This is a genomic window from Pseudoxanthomonas sp., from assembly GCF_002863005.1.
Taxonomy (GTDB): domain Bacteria; phylum Pseudomonadota; class Gammaproteobacteria; order Xanthomonadales; family Xanthomonadaceae; genus Pseudoxanthomonas_A.
On sequence record NZ_PKDG01000008.1, the window covers coordinates 12,033 to 31,067 of the forward strand.

A 19,035-nucleotide genomic window follows, 5' to 3' on the forward strand; every position below is an offset into this window, starting at 1 on the left:
CTGTTTACTGGCTGCGACCGTAGACATCTTCGAAGCGCACGATGTCGTCTTCCCCCAGATAGCTGCCCGACTGCACTTCGATCAGTTCCAGCGGCACCTTGCCGGGATTCTCCAGCCGGTGCTTCACGCCGAGGGGAATGTAGGTGCTTTCGTTCTCCGAAAGCAGCAGCGTCTCGTCGCCCCGCGTCACCTTGGCGGTGCCGCTGACCACGATCCAGTGCTCGGCGCGGTGATGGTGCATCTGCAGGCTCAGCGCGGCGCCCGGCTTCACCTTGATCCGCTTCACCTGGTGGCGACCGCCGTTGTCGACGGAATCGTAGCTGCCCCACGGCCGATGCACTTCACGATGCAGGATGGCCTGGCTGCGCTGCTCCTTCTTGAGCCGGGCGACGACCTGCTTGACGTCCTGCACCCGATCCTTGCGGGCGACCAGTACCGCATCATCGGTTTCGACGACCACGATGTCGTCCACGCCCACCAGCGCGACCAACCGTTGCGCGTAGGCATAGCTGTTGCGACTGTCCACGGCGATCACGTCACCGTGATGCGCGTTGCCGTGTTCATCGCGTTCGGCCACTTCCCACAGCGCCGACCAGCTGCCGACGTCGTTCCAGCCGATATCGACCGGCAGCACCATCGCATGTGCGGTCTTTTCGAAAACCGCGTAGTCGATGGAGTCGGAAGGACAGGCAGCGAAGGCGTCCCGGTCCAGGCGCACGAAGTCGCCGTCGTTCCGCGCGCCTGCATGGGCCGCACGCACCGCTTCCACGATATCCGGGCGGAAGCGTGCGAGCTCCTCGAGATAGCGGCTGGCGCGGAACAGGAACATGCCGCTGTTCCAGTAGTAGCCGCCGGCATCGAGGTAGGACCGGGCGGTGGCGGCGTCGGGCTTCTCGACGAAGCGCGACACCTTGCGCAGGCCCTCGCCGGACTCCGCATGGATATAGCCGAAGCCGGTCTCGGGCGCGTCGGGCACGATGCCGAACGTCACCAGCGCACCGGACTCCGCGGCCGCCGAGGCTTCGCGCACGGCGCGCTGGAAACCTGCCACGTCGCGGACCACATGGTCGGACGGCAGCACGAGCAGCAGCGGGTCGGCACCGCCCGACATGGCCTGCAGCGCGGCGGCCGCAATCGCAGGCGCGGTGTTGCGGCCAACGGGCTCCAACAGGATCGACGGTAGCGGCGCGCCGATCTGCCGCAGCTGTTCTGCGACCAGGAAACGGTGCTCCTCGTTCGCGACGACGATGGGCGCAAGCCCGGCGATGGCGTCCACGCGGCGCCACGTGGCCTGCAGCATCGTGTCGTCGCCCGCCAGCGGCAGGAACTGCTTGGGATAGGCCTCGCGCGAGAGCGGCCACAGGCGCGTGCCGGAGCCGCCGGACAGCAGCACGGGTTGGAGAGGGGTCATGCAAGCCTCGCAAGTCGGTAGGGCGCCAGTTTACCCTGTAGGCCTCATCGCCTCTGCGTGGCCGCGACTGCATGAACCCAACGATTCAGGACCCCTCGGGGCGTGGCGCCCAGCGCCTGGACTGGGCGCGCGGCGCGCTCGGCGACCCGTATGCGCAACTCGAACGCGCTTCCATGGACGCCGGCTACCGCAGCTACTGGCGCAGCCTGGGCGATGGACCGGGACGGATCGTGATGGATTCCCCGCCCGGCCTGGAGGACGTGCGGCCCTGGTTGGCGATGCGCGAGCTGCTGGCCTCCGGCGATGTGCGCGTCCCCGAGGTGCTGGCCGTCGACACGGAACTCGGTTTCCTGCTGCTCGAGGACCTCGGCGGTCCGACGCTGGCGCACGTGATCAGCGACGACAACGCGGATACCTGGTTCGATGCGGCCATCGAACAGCTGCTGCGCCTGCAGGCCATCACGCCGCCGGAGGGCATGGGCGAGTTCGGTGAAGCGCTGCTGCAGCGCGATGCCGGGTTGTTCGACGAATGGTTCCTGCGTCGCCATCTCGGGCTGACGCTGGACTGCGGCGAGATCGACGGGTTGGAGCTGTCCCAGCGCCGGCTGATGGACAACGCGCTGGCGCAGGCACGTGTACTCACCCACCGCGACTTCATGCCGCGTAATCTGATGCCCGTGACGCCGGGGCCTGCCGTGATCGACTTCCAGGATTGCGTGCGCGGCCCCGTTGCCTACGACGCCATGAGCCTGTTCAAGGATGCGTTCCTGAGCTGGCCGATCGAACGCGTGGATGGCTGGCTGGCGCGCTACCACGCCCGCGCCACGCGCGCCGGATTGCCGGTGCCGGAACTCAAGGTGTTCCTGCGCGATGCGGACTGGATGGGCATCCAGCGGCACCTGAAGATCCTCGGCATCTTCTCCCGACTGCACTATCGCGACGGCAAGACCCGCTACCTGCCCGACGTACCGCGCTTCATCCGCTATCTGGACGAGGTGCTGCCCCGTTATCCGGAACTGGCAGGACTGCAGGCGCTGCTCGACGCGCGCATCAAACCCGTGCTGCACGCGCGCGGTGAAATCGCATGAAGGCGCTGGTGTTCGCAGCGGGACTCGGCGAGCGCATGCGTCCGCTGACCGACCACACGCCCAAGCCATTGATCGAGGCTGGCGGCAAGCCGCTGATCGTCTGGCATCTGGAGAAGCTAGCGGCGATGGGTGTGGAAGACGTGGTGGTCAACACCAGTTGGCTGGCCGATCGCTTTCCCGCGACGCTCGGCGACGGTACGCGCTGGGGGCTGCGGCTCCACTACCTGCACGAAGGCGACACGCCGCTGGAAACGGGCGGCGGCATGCTCAACGCGCGGCCGTTGCTGGGTGAAGCGCCGTTCCTGCTGGTGAACGGCGATATCTGGACCGACTTCGACTTCGGGAGCCTGCCGAGGGAGCCGACCGGATTGGCGCATCTGGTGATGATAGATCCCCCTGGATACGCAACCCATGGGGATTTCGCGCTGGACGAAGCGGGCTGCGTTCGCAGAGATGGCGAACGCCGTCTGACGTACGCGGGCATCGGCATCTACCGGACGGCCCTGCTTGATGATTGGCGGAATCACGTGGACGATCATGCTGGACTAGCTCCAAATGGAAAGCCCCGCTTCCGCTTGGCACCTCTACTAAGAGCACACATGGACGTCGGCCGTATTCGCGGCGACCATCACAGTGGCTGCTGGACCGACGTAGGCACGCCGCAGCGCCTTGCGGAACTGAACGCCGACCTCGCCGCCCACTGACCGCGCCGCGACGGTTTCAAGTCCGCGCACGTATCCCCCGCATGGACTCAGCCGTCGCTCCGGAAGACGAACCAGCACTGGTCAGGAAGGCACGCCGGGGGGATTCGTCCGCCTTCGCGACGCTGTACCACCGGCATGCGAGCGCGGTGCATACGCTGGCCTACCGCGTGACGGGCAACACCGCGACCGCAGAGGACATCACGCAGGACACTTTTCTCCGCATGGTGCAGTTCCTCGGAGGCTTCCGCGACGGGGAGCCCTTACGGCCCTGGCTCAAGCGCGTCGCCGCGAACGCAGCCATCGATCACCTGCGACGCACCGGACGGCTGGTACAGGACGACGGCGTCGAGACCCGGCTCCACGCGGCTGGCCACCCGTCCGATCTCGCGGAAGCCGACGGCCTGCTGCGACGCCTCAGCGCTACCGAACGTACTGTCGTGTGGCTGCATGAAATGGAAGGCTGGTCGCACGAGGACCTGGGCCGCCGCTTCGGGCATACCACCAGTTGGTCCAAGTCGCTGCTCTCTCGCGCACTCGCGCGACTGCGTGCCGACCTGGAAAAGGAAGAGGCATCTACCCATGAAAGTTGAATTACTGCGCACCCACTTCGCCGAGTTGCCTGAGCCTGCCCTGCCGCCTGAGTTATGGCCAAGAATCGAGCGGGCACGCGTGCGCCAGCGTACGCGGCGCAGGCAGCTGCTCGCGACCTCGGTGATGGCGGCGGCGATGGCCGTCATCTCCCTGCCTCTTCTCCACGACCGCATTGCAACCGCCCCGGACATCATGGCCGGCGCGCCGCGCGCGCCGTTGCGCGAACACCCCTTGCGTACCCTAGACCGCGAGTTGCAGCACGCGTACGAGCGCGGCGCCAGTGACCAGGAGCTGAAAAGGCTGTGGCAGCAGCGCGAAGCACTGGCACGCCAGGGTGCCGACACCGACATTCCCCGACCCGTCGAAATATGAGGCCATCGTTATGGACGCCCTTCGTAAATCCCTTCGCGCTGTGCTTGCCGTCGCCGTGACCGTCTGCGCCGCGGCGGACAGCCAAGCGCAATCGACCCGTGAACTGGATGCCGCCCTGCTCCAGATGTCGGAGCGCGGCGAGCTCAAGGACGCTGGCCGTCCCCAGGTCATCCAGAAGCCTGCGCAGGTCCGGTACGAGTTGGGCGCGGTCGTCGACGTGCGGTCGTCGCGAGGCGCTGGATTGCCCATCCTGGCCGTGACGCCGGAAGGCGCTGCGACCCGTATCGGCATGAAGGTGGGAGACCGGCTGGTCGCTTTGAACGGCGTGCGGCTCGATGGGACGGCAGCGCCAGCGCCGCTGTTGGAGCAGGCGATGCAAAGCGGCCAGGGTCGCATCACCGCAGCGGTGATGCGTGGCACCGCGACACAGACGCTGCAGGGCGCTGCAGACGTCGTTGCGGTGCCGGCCTACCGGCTGGAAATCGGTCCCGATGCCAAGGGTGCGTGCGGATTCGTCACCGTACGGGCCGGAACCGTCCCAAAGACACGCAATATCTTCCGCGCCGAAATCACCACCATCGACGGGCGCAGTACGCCTCTGCAGTCGACCAACCGCCATCAGCTGGCGGCGGGGCGCCATGTCCTGGTCGTGCAGGAGTTGATAGACACGAATCGCCTGAGCCCTTCGCAGTTGGTGCAGATCGCCAAGACGAAGCGTTTCGCCATGGCCAGGGCGTACAAGCCACTGGTCATCGACATCAAGCCGAATACCAGCTACCGCATCGGCGCACGCCTCCTGCGCGACAAACTGGATGTCCAGAGCCTGCGCGACAATGCCTACTGGGAGCCGGTGGTGTGGGAGGAAGTCGCGGAACGCTGCCCGTGACTCAAGGAGCCTCCGTGTGACCGTGACCCAGCGCCTGCCGGAGGAAAGGCACGGTGACCCGTCGCTGCGCGGCGAGGGATGCGCGGTCCAGGCGGTCCAGCAGGGCGACGAGCGCACCCAGGTCGCGGTCGGTATGGGTGAGCAGCCAGTCCAGCGCGGCATCCTCCACGACCAGCCCGCGCCGTTGCGCACGATCGCGCAGTACGTCGCGACGGCCGTCATCGTCGAGCGGGTGCAGCGCGACGCGCAGGCACTGCTGCAGGCGGGAGCGCAGGTCCGGCAGGACCAGGCCGATCTCGTCCGGAATGCCGCGCGCGGTGTACAGCACGTTGAGGCCGGACGTCCGGGCGCGGTTGTGGAAGTCGAACAGCGCCACTTCGTCCTCCCGCGTACCCGCGATCGCATCCACGCCATCCAGCGCGACCACGTCATGCCCTTCCAGCGCGTCCAGCGCATCGCGCAGGCGACCTGCGGCGGCCGCCATCGGCAGGTAGGCGGCACGCCGGTGTTGCTGCTCCGCCGCGGCACAGGCCGCAAGCGCGAGGTGGGTCTTTCCCGTCCTCGTCGCGCCGCACAGGTAGACCCAGTCGGCATCCGGTTCGGCCGCCAGCGCCTGCAGTGCCGACACCGCGCCCTCGGGCGGAGCGATGAAACTCTCGAAGCGCTGGTCGGGCGGATAACGCAGTGCCAGCGGCAACTGCGGGCCGAGGCCGGTCGCCTGCGTTCCGCTGCTCACGGCAGCTCGATGTCGCGCACCGGCGCCTGTTCCACGCTGCCCTTGTCGATATACGAATCGAGCACGATGGAAGGGCGATCGCCCGCATACAGGCGACTCTGCGTGTAGCGCTCGTGCGCGAAGCGCAGCAGGACGTTCGCGATCGCCGCGACCGGCAAGGCAAGCAGCATGCCGAGGAAACCGAACAGCTGGCCGCCTGCCATGATGGCGAAGATGACCGCCACCGGATGCAGGCCGATCCGGTCGCCGACGATGCGCGGCGTCAGTACGTAGCCTTCCAGCATCTGGCCGACCACGAACACGCCCATCACCATCGCCACCAGCGACCAGTCGCCGCCGGACTGAACCAGCGCGGCGATCACGCCCAGCACGATGCCCGTGGCCGTTCCCAAGTAGGGCACGAAGCTGATCAGTCCGGCGATGATGCCGACCAGCAGGCCCACCTTCAGGCCGACCACCGACAGCCCGATCGCATAGATCGCACCCAGCGCCAGCATCACCAGGAACTGGCCGCGCAGGAACGCGCCCAGTACCTCGTTGGATTCCAGCGCCAGGCGCGTCACCGTCGCGATGTGGTCGCGTGGCACCAGCGCGGCGATGCGCTCGACCAGCAGGTCCCAGTCGCGCAGGAAGTAGAACGTCAGGATAGGCAGCAGTACCAGGTTGGCGATCCACGCCATCACCGCGAAACCGGAGCGCGAGAAGTACCCGAACATCGTCGCTGCGACGCCGCCCGCCTGCTGCCAGTGGCTGCGGACCCAGTCCGTCAGCCGGTCCGGGTCGAGCCAGGCGACCAGTTCCAGCCCTGTACGACGCTCGACCCACGGCAATGCGGTCTGCACGAACCAGTCCCGGTACGCCGGCATCGATTCGATGACGGTCACCACCTGCCGCTCGATCATCGGTACCAGGATCACCAGCGCCAGCACCAGCAGCAGCGTCATCAGGGTGAACACCAGCACCACCGCCGTGGTGCGCGAACGTCCCGAGCGCTCCAGCCGGTCCACCCACGGATCGCCCAGCCAGCCAAGCAGCGCGGCGCACACGAAGGGCGTGAGCACCGGTGCCAGCAGCCAGATCAGCCAACCCACGATCAGCGCGATCAGCAACCATTGCCAGCGACGGGCCAGCGTGCCGGCAGGCGTTGAAGAAAGGTCCATGCAGCGTCCTTGTGTCAGCGCATCTGGTAGGCCGGCGGCTCGCCTTCGCCACCGGTGAACGGAGCGTCGTCGCCCATGGTGCGTCGGAAGCCGGCCAGGCCGGAGACCAACTCCAGGTCGAACTCCAGCACGTCGCCACTGGCGCGCACGGGCGTGATTCGGCGGACCACGGCCATCTTCTGCAGGTGACCGGTCAGGCGCAGGTAGTCATCGGTGTTGCGGATGCCGGTGAACAGCACGCGGTAGGTACCGGCCGGACCCGCACTGCCACGCTTGCCATAGCGCTTGACCAGCGCGTCGGCCGTACCGTCGGCACCGGAGGCCATCGCGCGGCGCGCATCGGCATCGGTCACCGACCACTTCGCCAGCACCTTGCCGGCGTCGACGAACACCCAGTCCGCCGTCCAGCCGCCCTTGGCGTTGCGGTAGAGCTTGCCGATCAGCTGCATCGGCGGGCTGTAGCGGGCCGAGGCACGCGCCACGGCCGCGGTGTCCTGGCGCCAGATGGCACCGACCAGCGCCTGCTCCGCCGCGCCGCCCGCCGGCAGGCCGAGGCCATACCCCCGCTCGATGGCGCGGTTCAGCAGCGGTCGCGCGGCATTGGACTGCGGCAGCCCGACCAGGCGCGGCCCGCTGCCATCGTTGATCGCCAGCCACACCACCGGCTTGGGACGGGGCTGCGGCCACACCGGCAGGCCCAGCGCGCCGGCCAGACCGTTGACCTGGTCGGCATCGAAACGCACCACCAGCGTCGTGCGGAAGGTGGGCGCACCGGTGGCCGACGTGCCCTGGTCCTGGCGGTAGTCATACCCCTCCACGTAATCCTTGGCGTTGCGCAGTTCGGCGCCCACGCCCGGGCGCGACATCGCGCCACGGTCGCCCGACAGCTTGCCCAGCACGTTGCCCAGCGCGCGCGCGAAGCCGCCCTGGCGCTCCGCCTCGCCCTGCCCGTTGACCGGCACCTCCGTCTGGTACAGCCCGCGTGCGGAGACCGCGTCGCCTTCCGTGCGCAGGCCGGACTGCGCCTGCACGGGGGGCGTCGTGGTCAGTGCCGCCAGCAGCAATGCCGTGGCGAGTGCGATACCTGGGATCCGGCGCATCGAGCGTCCTTGAGCTCTACAGACCCGGTGAATTGTTGCCCGAATGACCCTGTACCGCCAACGGCACCCGTTCAGGACGGCCGCTCGACGCACCGATTCCTTTAAAATCACGCCTCTTGCCCCACCGACGACGACCCGTGACCCAGCCGACGCCTTCCAGCCCCACCCCGATGACCTATCGCGACGCGGGTGTCGACATCGACGCCGGCAACGAGCTGGTCGAGCGCATCAAGCCGCTGGTGAAGCGCAGCTTCCGGCCGGAGGTGATGGGCGGCCTGGGCGGCTTCGGCGCGCTGTTTGACCTGTCGGGCAAGTATCGCGAGCCGGTGCTGGTCTCGGGCACCGACGGCGTGGGCACCAAGCTGAAGCTGGCCCAGCAACTGGGTCGCCACGACACCATCGGCATCGACCTGGTCGCGATGTGCGTGAACGACGTACTGGTGCAGGGCGCCGAGCCGCTGTTCTTCCTCGACTACTTCGCCACCGGCAAGCTGGATGTCGACACCACGGTGGCCGTGGTCGGCGGTATCGCCCGCGGCTGCGAACTGTCCGGTTGCGCACTGATCGGGGGCGAGACCGCCGAAATGCCCGACATGTACGGCCCGGGCGAATACGACCTGGCCGGCTTCTGCGTGGCGGCGGTGGAGAAATCGCGACTGTTGGATGGCGCCAAGGTGCGTGCCGGCGATGTGCTGGTCGGCATCGCCTCCAGCGGCCCCCATTCCAACGGCTACTCGCTGGTCCGGCGCATCTACGACCGCGCGGGCCGCCCGGCCGACATCGACGTCGGCGGCGTGAAACTCGCGGACGCATTGATGGCGCCCACGACCCTCTATGTGAAGCCGATCCTTGAACTGCTGCAGGCGCACGACCTGCACGGCATGGCGCACATCACGGGCGGCGGCCTGACCGAGAACATCATCCGCGTGGTTCCCGAGGGGCTGGGCCTGGAGATCGATGCCAGCGCCTGGGCGCTGCCGCCTGTGTTCGACTGGCTGCAGCGCGAGGGCGGGGTCGAGAACAGCGAAATGTGGCGAACGTTCAACTGCGGCATCGGCTTCGTGCTGGTGGTCGCACCGGACCAGCTGTCCGCGGTACAGGCCGACCTCGCCCGCTTGCAGTTGACCCACTGGCAGATCGGCGAAGTCGTCGCTGCCGGCAGCGGCGAACGCGTCCACATCGGTTGAGCGCGGCATGCCGCGTAACAAGGCGATCGCCTTCGGGCTGACACTGGCGGTGTTCGCCGCCAGTTGGATCGCACCGCGCTGGCCGGTCGAACAGGCGATGCACAGCAGCCTCACCGTGCTCGGCCTGGCGTGGCTGTGGCGGCATGACCGGCGCTGGCCGCTGCGGCCTTCGCACTTCGCGCTGATCTGCGCCTTCATCGTCGCCCACTGCATCGGCGCGCGCTGGCTGTATTCGTACGTGCCCTACGACGCCTGGATGCAGTCCGCGCTCGGCTGGTCGCCCGCGGACGCCTTCGGCTGGCAACGCAACCACTTCGACCGCTTCATCCACCTGACTTACGGCGTCTGCTTCACCCCGGCCGCATCGCACTGGCTGCGCCAGCGGTGGCCGCGGTTGTCGATCGGACAAGCCTTTGGCCTGGCGGTGATGCTGATCATGTGCACCAGCCTGGCGTACGAGTGGCTGGAGTGGGGCATCGCGCTGACGATGTCCCCCGAAGCGGCCGAGTCCTACAACGGCCAGCAGGGCGACGTGTGGGATGCGCACGCAGACATGCTGCTGGCGACGCTCGGCGCCCTGGTCGTCTGGCCGCTGGCCTCCGCGGAACGCAAGGGAGCGCCGGCGTGACCGCACGCATTGCCGTCCTGGCGTCGGGTCGCGGCAGCAACCTGCGCGCGATCGTGCAAGCCATCGATGCCGGCTCCCTGGATGCCGAGGTCGTGGGCGTGTTCTCAGACAAGCCGAACGCCCCCGCCCTGCGGCAGGTACCCCGCGATCGCCGCTGGAGCGCGCGTCCCGCGTCCTTCCCGCATCGCCCGGCGTATGAAACCGCCCTGGCGGAGGCCGTCGGCGCGAGCCAGCCGGACTGGGTCGTGTGCGCTGGCTACATGCGCATCCTGGGCGACGCCTTCATCGCCCGCTTCCGTGGGCGCCTGCTGAACATCCACCCGTCGCTGCTGCCCAAGCACCGGGGCCTGCACACCCATGCCCGCGCGATCGAAGCGGGCGACCCGGAGCACGGTGCCAGCGTCCACTTCGTCATTCCTGAACTGGATGCCGGCGCCGTCATCGCCCAGGCGAAGGTACCGATCCTGGCAGGCGATACGCCGGAGACACTGGCAGCGCGCCTGCTCCCCCGCGAACACGCCCTGCTGGTGGCGGTACTGCGGCTGGCGGCCGCAGGCGCACTGGCTGAACAGGGCGACATCACGCTCTGTCACGGTCAGCCGCTATTAAATGCCCTGTCCCTAGATTCAGCCGACCGTTTGCTGCCCTGAGCCTCGCTCTTCCGATGTTCCGCTCCCTCCGCCCTCTGCTGTTCGGCCTGGCAATGGCCGGCGCCACTGCCCCCGCGCTGGCGCTGGAGCCGTTCGTGGCCAGCTACCAGGCCTACAACGAGGGCAAGCTGGCCGGCAGCGCGAGCATGAAGGTGGTACCCAAGGCGGGTAGCCAGTGGCAGATCGACCTGAACGTGAAAGGGACGCGCGGCTTCGCGCGTCTGGCGGGACTGAACATCGAACAGAGCACCGTCTTCGATACCGCTGGTGGCCAGTTCCGCCCCCTCAGCCAGGCCACCGTCCGCCATGCGTTGCTCATGGGCAGGAAAATGGTGGGCACCTACGATTGGAACGCCAGAACCGCGCAGTGGCAGGGTGACATCAAGAAGAGCCGGCGCGCGCCGTTGCCGTTGCAGCCGGGCGACGTGAGCGCGCTGCTGATGAACCTCGCGGTGATCCGCGATGCTGCTCCCGGCAGGCAACTCGATTACCGGGTCGTGGACAATGGCCGCATCCGCGACTACCAGTACGTGGTGTCGTCCGAGCCGGAAAACGTGACCGTCGAAGACCTCAGCTACAGCGCCCTGCGCGTCAGCCGGGCCAACGGCGGCGATGACGAAACGATTTTCTGGGTCGCCGATGGCGTGCCCACCCCCGTGCGCATCCTGCAGCGGGAAAACGGACAGGACGGCGTGGATCTCCGCCTGGTCGAATACCAAGGAGCACCGTGAACATGACGAAGAATGCACTCCCGTATCCGCGCGCCCTGTTGGCCGCCATGCTGCTGGCCGGCGCCAGCGCGCCCGCCTGGGCCGTCGAGGCGTTCACCGCGCAATACAGCGCCAGCGCGCTGGGCATGGTGGGCGAAGGACAGATGTCGGTGACGCCGCAGCCGGGCAACCGCTGGCAGTACGCGTTGACCGTGCGCAACCAAGCCGTCGACCTGAGCCAGAAGACCGTCTTCGACGTGCAGGAGGGCCGCATGCGTCCCCTGAGCAGCAGCGACAGCTCGCGCCTGCTCATCAAGAAGAAGAACGTCAACACGGTCTACGACTGGGGGAAAGCGCAGGCTACCTGGAACGGTGATGTGAAGCCCGACCGCGCCGGCCCCGTGAAGCTCGTCGCGGGCGACATGGATGCGCTGCTGGTCAACCTGGCCATCGTGCGCGACGTCGCCGCCGGCAAGCCGTTGACCTACCGCATGGTGGAAAACGGCCGCGCCAAGCCGATGAACTACCAGATCGCCGGCAAGGAGCGCATCACCATCGGGGGCAAGCCGCAGGATGCGACGAAGGTCGTTCGCACCGATGGGGACAAGCAGACCATCGTCTGGGTGGTCGCCGACGCTCCGGTGCCGGCACGCATCCTGCAGCGCGAGAATGGGCAGGACACGATCGACCTGACGCTGAAGTCCTGGCGCTGACGCGGCACGTTGCCGCGAACAAGAAAGCCCGGCGTTGCCGGGCTTTTTTTAATTCCTTGGTTGCTGCGTCGGCCTGGAACACGGTCTTGCAGTCCATCCGGATCGTGCCGGCGCCACTGCGCCAGGCGAAGGTGTTGCACTGGCGGTTGCCGTCCTGCTTCTGCTCCACCACGACCGAGAAGATCGCCTGCGCGATTTCGCCCTGCGTGACCGTGCCGTCAGCGTTCCAGTCCATGTCGCGCGTGGTGATGCCGTGCGTCGCGGCGGATCCGGTGTAGTGCAACCCGGCGACCAGCGCGAGCAACCCCACCACGATGCCCAGCAGGATCTTCCGGCGCAGCGGGAAGCGCGGCCGGATGCCCGACAACGAGGGATCGTGCCGGCTCACGACACGCGCCTGATCTTCGCGCCCAAGCCACCGAGCTTCTCTTCGATGTTCTCGTAGCCGCGGTCGAGGTGATAGATGCGGTCGATGGTGGTTTCTCCCTCGGCGACCAGGCCGGCCAGGATCAGCGACGCCGACGCGCGCAGGTCGGTGGCCATCACGGGCGCGCCGCCGAGCTGCTGCACGCCACGCACGATGGCGGTATGGCCTTCCACGCGGATGTCGGCGCCCAGGCGCAGGAGTTCGTTGACGTGCATGAAGCGGTTTTCGAAGATCGTCTCGTTGATCACGCCCACGCCGTCGGCCACGCAGTTCAGCGCCATGAACTGCGCCTGCATGTCGGTAGGGAAGGCCGGGTACGGCGCGGTGGTCAGATCGACCGCCTTCGGTCGCTTGCCCTGCATGTCGAGGGTGATGCTGTCGGCGGTCGTGTCGATCTTCGCACCGGCTTCGGTCAGCTTGTCGAGCACGGCTTCGAGCGTGTCGGGACGCGCATTGCGCGCAGTGACCTTGCCGCCGGTCATCGCCGCCGCGACCAGGAAGGTACCCGTCTCGATGCGGTCCGGTACTACCGAGTGGCGCCCGCCGCCGAGGCGCTCGACGCCGTGGATGGTGATGCGCGACGTCCCCGCGCCCTCGATCTTCGCGCCCAGCGCATTGAGGCATTCGGCAAGGTCGGTGACTTCCGGCTCCATCGCTGCGTTTTCCAGCACCGTGGTGCCTTCGGCCAGGGTGGCGGCGGCCATGACGTTCTCGGTGCCGGTCACGGTGACCATGTCGAACACGAAGCGGGCACCCTTCAGGCGCGCCGCACGCGCCTTGATGTAGCCGTTCTCGACGGTGATCTCGGCACCCAGCGCCTGCAGGCCCTTGATGTGCTGGTCGACCGGGCGCGAGCCGATCGCGCAACCGCCCGGCAGCGACACGACCGCGGCACCGTGGCGCGCGACCAGCGGGCCGAGCACGAGGATCGACGCGCGCATGGTCTTCACCAACTCATACGGTGCGACGAAGCGGCTCACCGTGGTGGGATCGACGGTGATGCCACGCCCCTTCGCCAGCGTGCCCTCGTCGATGGTGATGCCAGCACCCAGCTCGCCCAACAGTTTCACGGTGGTGACCACGTCGTGCAGGTGCGGCACGTTGGTGATCTCCACCGGCGCATCCGCCAGCAGCGTCGCGCACAGGATAGGGAGCACGGCGTTCTTGGCGCCGGAGATGGTGACTTCGCCGTTGAGCGTGTTGCCACCGGTGACGATGATCTTCTGCATGGAAGTCCGGAAAGGAAACTGCGGGTGGGAATCGGGATCGCCGGGATCGCCGGCGGGTTAGCGTCAGCGGGCGGCGCCAGCCTCATCGGGCGTTACGGTCCTGAGCTGCAAGGCATGGATCGCACCGCCCATCAGGTCGCCGAGGGTGGCGTAGACCATGCGGTGCCGCGCCAGCGGCAGCTTGCCGCGGAAGGCGTCGGCCACCACGGTCGCCTCGAAATGGACGCCATCGTCGCCCTGTACGTCGGCACGGGCGCCGGGCAGGCCGGATTCGATCAGTTTACGGATGGTTTCGGCGTCCAACGGGCTTTCCTAATAAAATACCCGGCCATTCTACCCGCCGGCGCCCCGTCCGCATGTCCCAGCCGCTGCCCCAGACCCCGTCCGTTTCCGCTGCCAGCCTGACGGCGAGCGGGCGTCGCGTGGTCGAGATCGAGGCCAGGGCGCTGGACGCATTGGCGGCCCGCATCGACGGCGCTTTCTCGTCCGCCTGCCAAGCCATCCTGGCCGGCCATGGCCGGGTGGTGTGCACCGGCATGGGCAAGTCGGGGCACGTGGCCCGCAAGATCGCCGCGACCCTGGCATCGACCGGCACGCCGGCGTTCTACGTGCACCCGGGTGAGGCCGGGCATGGCGACCTGGGCATGATCACCGATGCCGACGTGGTGCTGGCACTGTCGTATTCCGGGGAATCGGACGAAGTGTTGATGCTGCTGCCCGTGCTCAAGCGCCAGGGCAATCTGGTCATCGGCATGACCGGCCGGCCCCAGTCCACGCTGGCGCGGGAAAGCGATGTCCACCTGGACGTGAGCGTACCGGCCGAGGCCTGCCCGCTCGATCTGGCCCCGACCAGCAGCACCACCGCGTCGCTGGCGATGGGTGACGCCTTGGCTGTCGCGCTACTGGATGCGCGTGGCTTTACCGCCGACGATTTCGCCCGCTCCCATCCCGCCGGCAGCCTGGGCCGGCGCCTGCTGCTGCACATCACCGACGTGATGCATGCGGGCGAGGATGTTCCCCGCGTGGACGTGGCGGCGACGCTGAGCGACGCCTTGATGGAGATGAGCCGCAAGCGCCTGGGCATGACGGCCGTGGTCGACGCGGACGGTCGCCTGGCCGGACTGTTCACCGACGGCGACCTGCGCCGCACGCTGGACAATCCGGCGCTGGACGTCCGCAGCGCACGCATCGCCGACCTGATGACGCGCGCGCCCAAGACCATCGGTGCGGACCAGTTGGCGGTGGAGGCGGCACGCCTGATGGAAACCCACAAGATCAGCGGTCTCATCGTCGTGGACGAGGCGCTGCGTCCGGTCGGCGCACTCAACATTCACGACCTGTTGCGTGCCCGCGTGGTGTAAACCACAAGGTTGCACGCTTTCCCTCCCACGATTCCTCCGCCTGCCCATGCCCCTCCGCCACCTCCATGACCTGACCGATGACGTGCTGGCCCGCGCCGCGCGCATCCGCCTGGCGTGCTTCGATGTGGATGGCACCCTCACCGACGGCCGGCTGTTCCTCGACAGCGAAGGCCGCGAACAGAAGGCCTTCCATGTGCAGGATGGCCAGGGTCTCGTGCTGCTGAAGCGCGTGGGGATCGAGGTCGCCTTCATCACGGCTCGCGGCGGTACCGTCGCCGTGGCGCGTGGCCGCGAACTGGGTGTGCAGGTGTTCACCGGGATCAAGGACAAGCTCGCCACCGTCCGAGAATTGGGCGCCGGCCTCGGCATCGGCCTGGACCAGGTCGCCTTCATGGGCGACGACCTGCCGGATGTGCCCCCGTTCCGTGCCGTCGGACTGGCCATCGCGCCGGCCGACGCACATCCGTGGACCGCCCAGCATGCGCACTGGCGTACCCGCCGCGGGGGTGGCGAGGGAGCCGCGCGCGAAGCCTGCGACCTGCTGCTGGGCACGCAGGGCCATGCGCCTTCGTTCGAGGGAGGCACGGCATGAGCTGGCGCGTCACGTTGGGCTTGGTGTTGCTGGTCGCCGCCATCGTGAGCGGCTGGTCCGCCTGGAAGAACCGCGATGTGCCCCCGCCCAACCGTGTGGTCGCGGACCGGTCGGACTACGTGATGCGCGACTTCGAGATGATCGCACTCAACGGCGAGGGCAAGGAGGCCGTCGCCGTGCGCGCGCCGGAGATGGCGCGCAACCCGCAGGACCAGACCTACACCATCACCACGCCGCTTTTCCTGCTGCCCGAAGAGGACGGTCGCTCGTGGGAGCTGCGGTCGAAGACCGGCTGGCTCAGCGCGAAGGGCGAAGAACTGCGCCTGAAGGGTGACGTGCACGGTACGTCACCCGAAGGCGGTGCGCGCCCGGCCGAATTCCGTACCGACACGCTCAATGTCTTCCCCGACCGCGACCTGGCCCAGACCGAGGACGTGGTGACGGTGGTCCAGCCTGGCTCTAGACTGAGCGGGCGCGGTTTTGAGACCAATCTCAAGACCAAGGAATACACATTCAAATCCCAGGTGAGATCGATCTATGAACCGCGTTCTGCTCGCTAGCGCTGCGCTGCTGCTCCTGCTGCCCGCCGCGGGCGCCATGGCCAAGGCCAGCGACCGCAACCAGGCCATGACCATCGACTCCGGCAGCCAGAGCGGCAACATGGAAGGCAGCGGCAAGACCGTGCTGGGCGGCGGCGTGGTAGTGACCCAAGGCACGCTGGAGATCCGCTCGGCCGCTGCCGAGATCTACATGGCCGACGGCGAGGTATCGCGATCGGTCTTCACCGGCAAGCAGGTGAAGATGAAGCAGCAGATGGACGACGGCACGTGGATGGACGCACAGGCTGATCGCGTCGAGTACGACATGAAGACCGAGACCATCACGTTCATCGGCAACTACACGGTCAAGTCGGAGCGCGGATCCAACAGCGGCCAGCGCATGGTTTACAACACCAAGAGCGGCAACATGCAGAGCGGCGGCGACGGCACCCGCGTGCGCACCGTAATCCAGCCCAAGTCCGCTGCGCCGGCGCAGGGCAAGAACTGATGCTCACCGCCAAGGGCCTGCGCAAGCGCTACAAGCAGCGCGAAGTCGTCGCCGACTTCGGCCTGACCCTGCAGCCGGGCGAAGTCGTCGGCCTGCTGGGTCCGAATGGCGCCGGCAAGACCACCTGCTTCTACATGATCGTCGGCCTCGTGGCCGCCGATGCCGGCAGCATCGAGCTGGACGGCCAGGACATCACCGCCCAGCCCATGTACCAGCGCGCCAAGCTCGGCGTCGGCTACCTGCCGCAGGAACCCTCGGTGTTCCGCAAGCTCAGCGTGGCCGACAACATCCGACTGGTGCTGGAACTGCGCGAAGACCTCGACGGCGCCGGCATCGAGCGAGAACTGGCCTCGCTGCTCGACGAACTGCAGGTCACCCACGTGGCCGACCAGTTGGGCGCGAGCCTCTCCGGCGGCGAGCGCCGTCGCGTGGAAATCGCCCGCGCCCTTGCCGCCCGCCCGCGCCTGATGCTGCTGGACGAACCCTTCGCCGGCGTCGACCCCATCTCGGTCGGCGAGATCCAGCGCATCGTCAAACACCTGAAGGACCGCGGTATCGGCGTGCTCATCACCGACCACAACGTGCGCGAAACCTTGGGAATCTGCGACCGGGCGTATATCCTCAATGCCGGTAGCGTTCTGGCGCAGGGGGCCCCGGACGCATTGCTGGCCAATCCGGACGTACGCCGGGTCTATCTGGGCGAAACCTTCCGCCTGTGATCCCGTCGGCGGCCGTGGGCCGCCTCACGGGTTTCCAAGGTCGGGAATGAAGCCACGCCTGCAGACATCGCTGGGACAACAGCTGGTCATGACGCCGCAGTTGCGTCAGGCCATCCGGCTGCTGCAGATGTCGACCGCCGAGCTCGAGATCGAACTGACCGAAGCGGTCGAGACCAACCCGCTGCTCGACTGGAGCGAGCCGGAAGAAGAACCCGCGCAGCTCCGCGGCAACGACGACGACCAGCCACCCGCCGAACCGGCGCCCGAAGCCGCACGCGAGACCGCCGAGGACCGCGACGACTGGTCGCCGGACGAAGGCCCTTGGACGACGTCCGGCAGCGGCGGCTCGTTCGACGACGATGAGGACGGCAGCCCGGCCGAACGCGTCGCGGAGGCCGACACGCTGCATGACCACCTGCTGTGGCAGCTGCACCTCTCGCATCTTTCCCTTCGCGACCGTCGCATCGGCGCGACCCTGATCGATGCGCTCGAGGACGACGGCTACCTGCGGGAGCCGCTGTCCGGCATCGTGCAGGCGCTGCGCCCCGACATCGAGGCCGACGAGGACGAGGTCCTGGTGGTGTTGCGACAGATTCAGCGCTTCGATCCCGTCGGCGTCGCCGCGCGCACCCTGGGCGAGTGCCTGCACCTCCAGTTGGCGGTCCTGAGCGACGACACGCCCGGCAAGGCGTTGGCGCTGCGGATCGCCGATACCGCGCTCGAGCGCCTGCCCCGCAGCGGCGTGGCGGGCATCGCGCAGGAGCTCAAGCGGCCGGTCGCCGAGGTCGAGGAAGCCGTGCACCTGCTCCGCACCCTAGATCCCAAGCCCGGCGCGCAAGTGGGCGAGCTGTCGCACGACACCTACGTGGTTCCCGACTGCGTGGTGTGGCGCCAACGCGGCGTCTGGCGCGCCGCCCTGTCCGGCAACACGCTGCCGCGCATCACCATCCATCGCGGGTACGAACAGATGATCCGGCAGTGCGGCGACAGCGACGCCGGATACCTCAAGGCCCAGTTGCAGGAAGCGCGCTGGCTGCTCAAGAGCGTCGAGGCCCGCGGCGACACGCTGCTGAAGGTGATGCGGTGCCTGCTCCACCAGCAGGCCGGCTTCCTCGAATTCGGGGAACAGGCCCTTCGCCCGCTGACCTTGCGCGACGTGGCCGACGAAGTCGGCCTGCACGAATCCACGGTGTCGCGCGCGATCGCCCGCAAGTATGTCCGCACCCCGCGCGGCACGCTGCCGATGCGCGCCTTCTTCGCCTCCGGCATCGACACGGACGGCGGCGGCGAAGCGTCGAGCACGGCGATCCAGGCGATGATCAGGCGGCTGGTCGACGCCGAGAATCCGCGCAAGCCGCTGTCCGACGCGAAGCTCGCCGATCTGCTGAAAGCGTCCGGCATTCCGGTCGCCCGCAGGACGGTGGCCAAGTACCGCGAGGCGCTCAACATCCTGTCCTCGCACGAACGCGTGCGCATCGCCTGAACCACGCCGACCCGGCGCCGATTCCGTGATCGCGTTCCACCCGCGCAAAACGGTTTCCTAACACGCCGCACTGGGACTCGAAAAAGAAACCCGCAACGGTTGATAGTTGCCGCGGACGGGTCCATCTTTGCTATGCAGGCGTCGCCTGCCATCGTCACCGGCACAGGAGCATCCACGGAACCCCAGACCCTGCCGCGTTGTCATTCCTGACACGCTCCGCGCCACACGCGCGGTTCTACCG

Annotated in this window: 23 protein-coding genes; 17 read left to right on the forward strand and 6 right to left on the reverse strand. The window is 67.8% G+C overall.

What is annotated here, in order from left to right:
- Positions 1–4: 4 nt before the first annotated feature.
- A complete protein-coding gene (locus tag CYU89_RS01135; protein WP_296278385.1) occupies positions 5–1,411 on the reverse strand; it encodes a mannose-1-phosphate guanylyltransferase/mannose-6-phosphate isomerase in 1,407 nt (468 codons plus the stop codon).
- 71 nt (positions 1,412–1,482) lie between these two features.
- On the opposite strand from CYU89_RS01135, the gene CYU89_RS01140 reads away from it, so the two are divergent.
- Genes CYU89_RS01140 through CYU89_RS01160 form a run of 5 tightly spaced genes read left to right on the forward strand, consistent with a single transcriptional unit; the run spans position 1,483 to position 5,052 of the window.
- Positions 1,483–2,499 carry a phosphotransferase gene (locus CYU89_RS01140; protein ID WP_296278386.1) on the forward strand — a complete coding sequence of 339 codons (1,017 nt, stop codon included), beginning with the start codon at positions 1,483–1,485 and terminating at the stop codon, positions 2,497–2,499.
- The gene (gene murU, locus CYU89_RS01145; protein WP_296278387.1) at positions 2,496–3,203 is read left to right on the forward strand and encodes an N-acetylmuramate alpha-1-phosphate uridylyltransferase MurU; all 708 of its coding nucleotides are present in this window, start codon (positions 2,496–2,498) and stop codon (positions 3,201–3,203) included. Before CYU89_RS01140 ends, murU begins: the two co-directional genes overlap by 4 nt.
- 41 nt (positions 3,204–3,244) lie before the next feature.
- Positions 3,245–3,793, forward strand: coding sequence for an RNA polymerase sigma factor (locus CYU89_RS01150; protein WP_296278388.1), 549 nt, complete (start codon positions 3,245–3,247; stop codon positions 3,791–3,793).
- Entirely contained in the window at positions 3,783–4,166 is a 384-nt protein-coding gene (locus tag CYU89_RS01155) for a hypothetical protein (protein WP_296278389.1), read from the forward strand. The genes CYU89_RS01150 and CYU89_RS01155 overlap by 11 nt, the downstream gene beginning before the upstream one ends.
- Positions 4,129–5,052 (forward strand): PDZ domain-containing protein, encoded by a 924-nt coding sequence (locus CYU89_RS01160; protein WP_296278390.1) that lies wholly within the window; start codon positions 4,129–4,131, stop codon positions 5,050–5,052. Before CYU89_RS01155 ends, CYU89_RS01160 begins: the two co-directional genes overlap by 38 nt.
- A 1-nt stretch (position 5,053) precedes the next feature.
- Here CYU89_RS01160 and hda read toward each other — a convergent pair whose 3' ends face one another.
- The 3 genes from hda to CYU89_RS01175 are packed head-to-tail and all read right to left on the reverse strand — an operon-like array spanning position 5,054 to position 8,048.
- Entirely contained in the window at positions 5,054–5,788 is a 735-nt protein-coding gene (hda, locus tag CYU89_RS01165) for a DnaA regulatory inactivator Hda (protein WP_296278391.1), read from the reverse strand.
- Complete coding sequence (locus tag CYU89_RS01170; RefSeq protein WP_296278392.1) at positions 5,785–6,948, reverse strand: AI-2E family transporter; 1,164 nt, start codon at positions 6,946–6,948, stop codon at positions 5,785–5,787. The genes hda and CYU89_RS01170 overlap by 4 nt, the downstream gene beginning before the upstream one ends.
- A gap of 14 nt (positions 6,949–6,962) precedes the next feature.
- The gene (locus CYU89_RS01175) at positions 6,963–8,048 is read right to left on the reverse strand and encodes a DUF2066 domain-containing protein (RefSeq protein WP_343125234.1); all 1,086 of its coding nucleotides are present in this window, start codon (positions 8,046–8,048) and stop codon (positions 6,963–6,965) included.
- Positions 8,049–8,218: 170 nt separating this feature from the next.
- Here CYU89_RS01175 and purM point away from each other — a divergent pair, with 170 nt between their 5' ends.
- From purM to CYU89_RS01205, 6 genes are all read left to right on the forward strand, one after another.
- Positions 8,219–9,235 (forward strand): phosphoribosylformylglycinamidine cyclo-ligase, encoded by a 1,017-nt coding sequence (purM, locus tag CYU89_RS01180; protein ID WP_296278561.1) that lies wholly within the window; start codon positions 8,219–8,221, stop codon positions 9,233–9,235.
- Between the two features lie 7 nt (positions 9,236–9,242).
- Positions 9,243–9,863, forward strand: coding sequence for a DUF2238 domain-containing protein (locus tag CYU89_RS01185; protein WP_296278393.1), 621 nt, complete (start codon positions 9,243–9,245; stop codon positions 9,861–9,863).
- Complete coding sequence (purN, locus tag CYU89_RS01190) at positions 9,860–10,513, forward strand: phosphoribosylglycinamide formyltransferase (RefSeq protein ID WP_296278394.1); 654 nt, start codon at positions 9,860–9,862, stop codon at positions 10,511–10,513. Before CYU89_RS01185 ends, purN begins: the two co-directional genes overlap by 4 nt.
- Positions 10,514–10,566: 53 nt before the next feature.
- Positions 10,567–11,244 carry a DUF3108 domain-containing protein gene (locus tag CYU89_RS01195; protein WP_296278562.1) on the forward strand — a complete coding sequence of 226 codons (678 nt, stop codon included), beginning with the start codon at positions 10,567–10,569 and terminating at the stop codon, positions 11,242–11,244.
- A gap of 2 nt (positions 11,245–11,246) precedes the next feature.
- Positions 11,247–11,936 carry a DUF3108 domain-containing protein gene (locus tag CYU89_RS01200; RefSeq protein ID WP_296278395.1) on the forward strand — a complete coding sequence of 230 codons (690 nt, stop codon included), beginning with the start codon at positions 11,247–11,249 and terminating at the stop codon, positions 11,934–11,936.
- 86 nt (positions 11,937–12,022) lie between these two features.
- Positions 12,023–12,214 (forward strand): hypothetical protein, encoded by a 192-nt coding sequence (locus tag CYU89_RS01205; protein WP_296278396.1) that lies wholly within the window; start codon positions 12,023–12,025, stop codon positions 12,212–12,214.
- Between the two features lie 106 nt (positions 12,215–12,320).
- On the opposite strand, the gene murA is transcribed toward CYU89_RS01205, so the two are convergent.
- Positions 12,321–13,592 carry a UDP-N-acetylglucosamine 1-carboxyvinyltransferase gene (murA, locus tag CYU89_RS01210; protein WP_296278397.1) on the reverse strand — a complete coding sequence of 424 codons (1,272 nt, stop codon included), beginning with the start codon at positions 13,590–13,592 and terminating at the stop codon, positions 12,321–12,323.
- Positions 13,593–13,655: 63 nt separating this feature from the next.
- Positions 13,656–13,895 (reverse strand): BolA family protein, encoded by a 240-nt coding sequence (locus CYU89_RS01215; protein WP_296278398.1) that lies wholly within the window; start codon positions 13,893–13,895, stop codon positions 13,656–13,658.
- A gap of 53 nt (positions 13,896–13,948) precedes the next feature.
- Between CYU89_RS01215 and CYU89_RS01220 the strand changes: the two genes are divergently transcribed.
- The 6 genes from CYU89_RS01220 to CYU89_RS01245 are packed head-to-tail and all read left to right on the forward strand — an operon-like array spanning position 13,949 to position 18,794.
- On the forward strand, positions 13,949–14,953 hold the full coding sequence (locus tag CYU89_RS01220; RefSeq protein WP_296278399.1) for a KpsF/GutQ family sugar-phosphate isomerase: 1,005 nt from the start codon (positions 13,949–13,951) through the stop codon (positions 14,951–14,953).
- Between the two features lie 46 nt (positions 14,954–14,999).
- On the forward strand, positions 15,000–15,545 hold the full coding sequence (locus CYU89_RS01225; RefSeq protein ID WP_296278400.1) for an HAD hydrolase family protein: 546 nt from the start codon (positions 15,000–15,002) through the stop codon (positions 15,543–15,545).
- Positions 15,542–16,105, forward strand: a complete 564-nt coding sequence (gene lptC, locus CYU89_RS01230; protein ID WP_296278401.1) for an LPS export ABC transporter periplasmic protein LptC — start codon at positions 15,542–15,544, stop codon at positions 16,103–16,105. Before CYU89_RS01225 ends, lptC begins: the two co-directional genes overlap by 4 nt.
- Positions 16,083–16,592, forward strand: coding sequence for a lipopolysaccharide transport periplasmic protein LptA (gene lptA, locus CYU89_RS01235; protein WP_296278402.1), 510 nt, complete (start codon positions 16,083–16,085; stop codon positions 16,590–16,592). The genes lptC and lptA overlap by 23 nt, the downstream gene beginning before the upstream one ends.
- Entirely contained in the window at positions 16,592–17,311 is a 720-nt protein-coding gene (gene lptB / locus CYU89_RS01240; RefSeq protein WP_055936391.1) for an LPS export ABC transporter ATP-binding protein, read from the forward strand. The genes lptA and lptB overlap by 1 nt, the downstream gene beginning before the upstream one ends.
- A gap of 46 nt (positions 17,312–17,357) precedes the next feature.
- Positions 17,358–18,794: an RNA polymerase factor sigma-54 gene (locus CYU89_RS01245; protein WP_296278403.1), complete on the forward strand. Its 1,437-nt coding sequence runs from the start codon at positions 17,358–17,360 to the stop codon at positions 18,792–18,794.
- Positions 18,795–19,035: the final 241 nt, after the last annotated feature.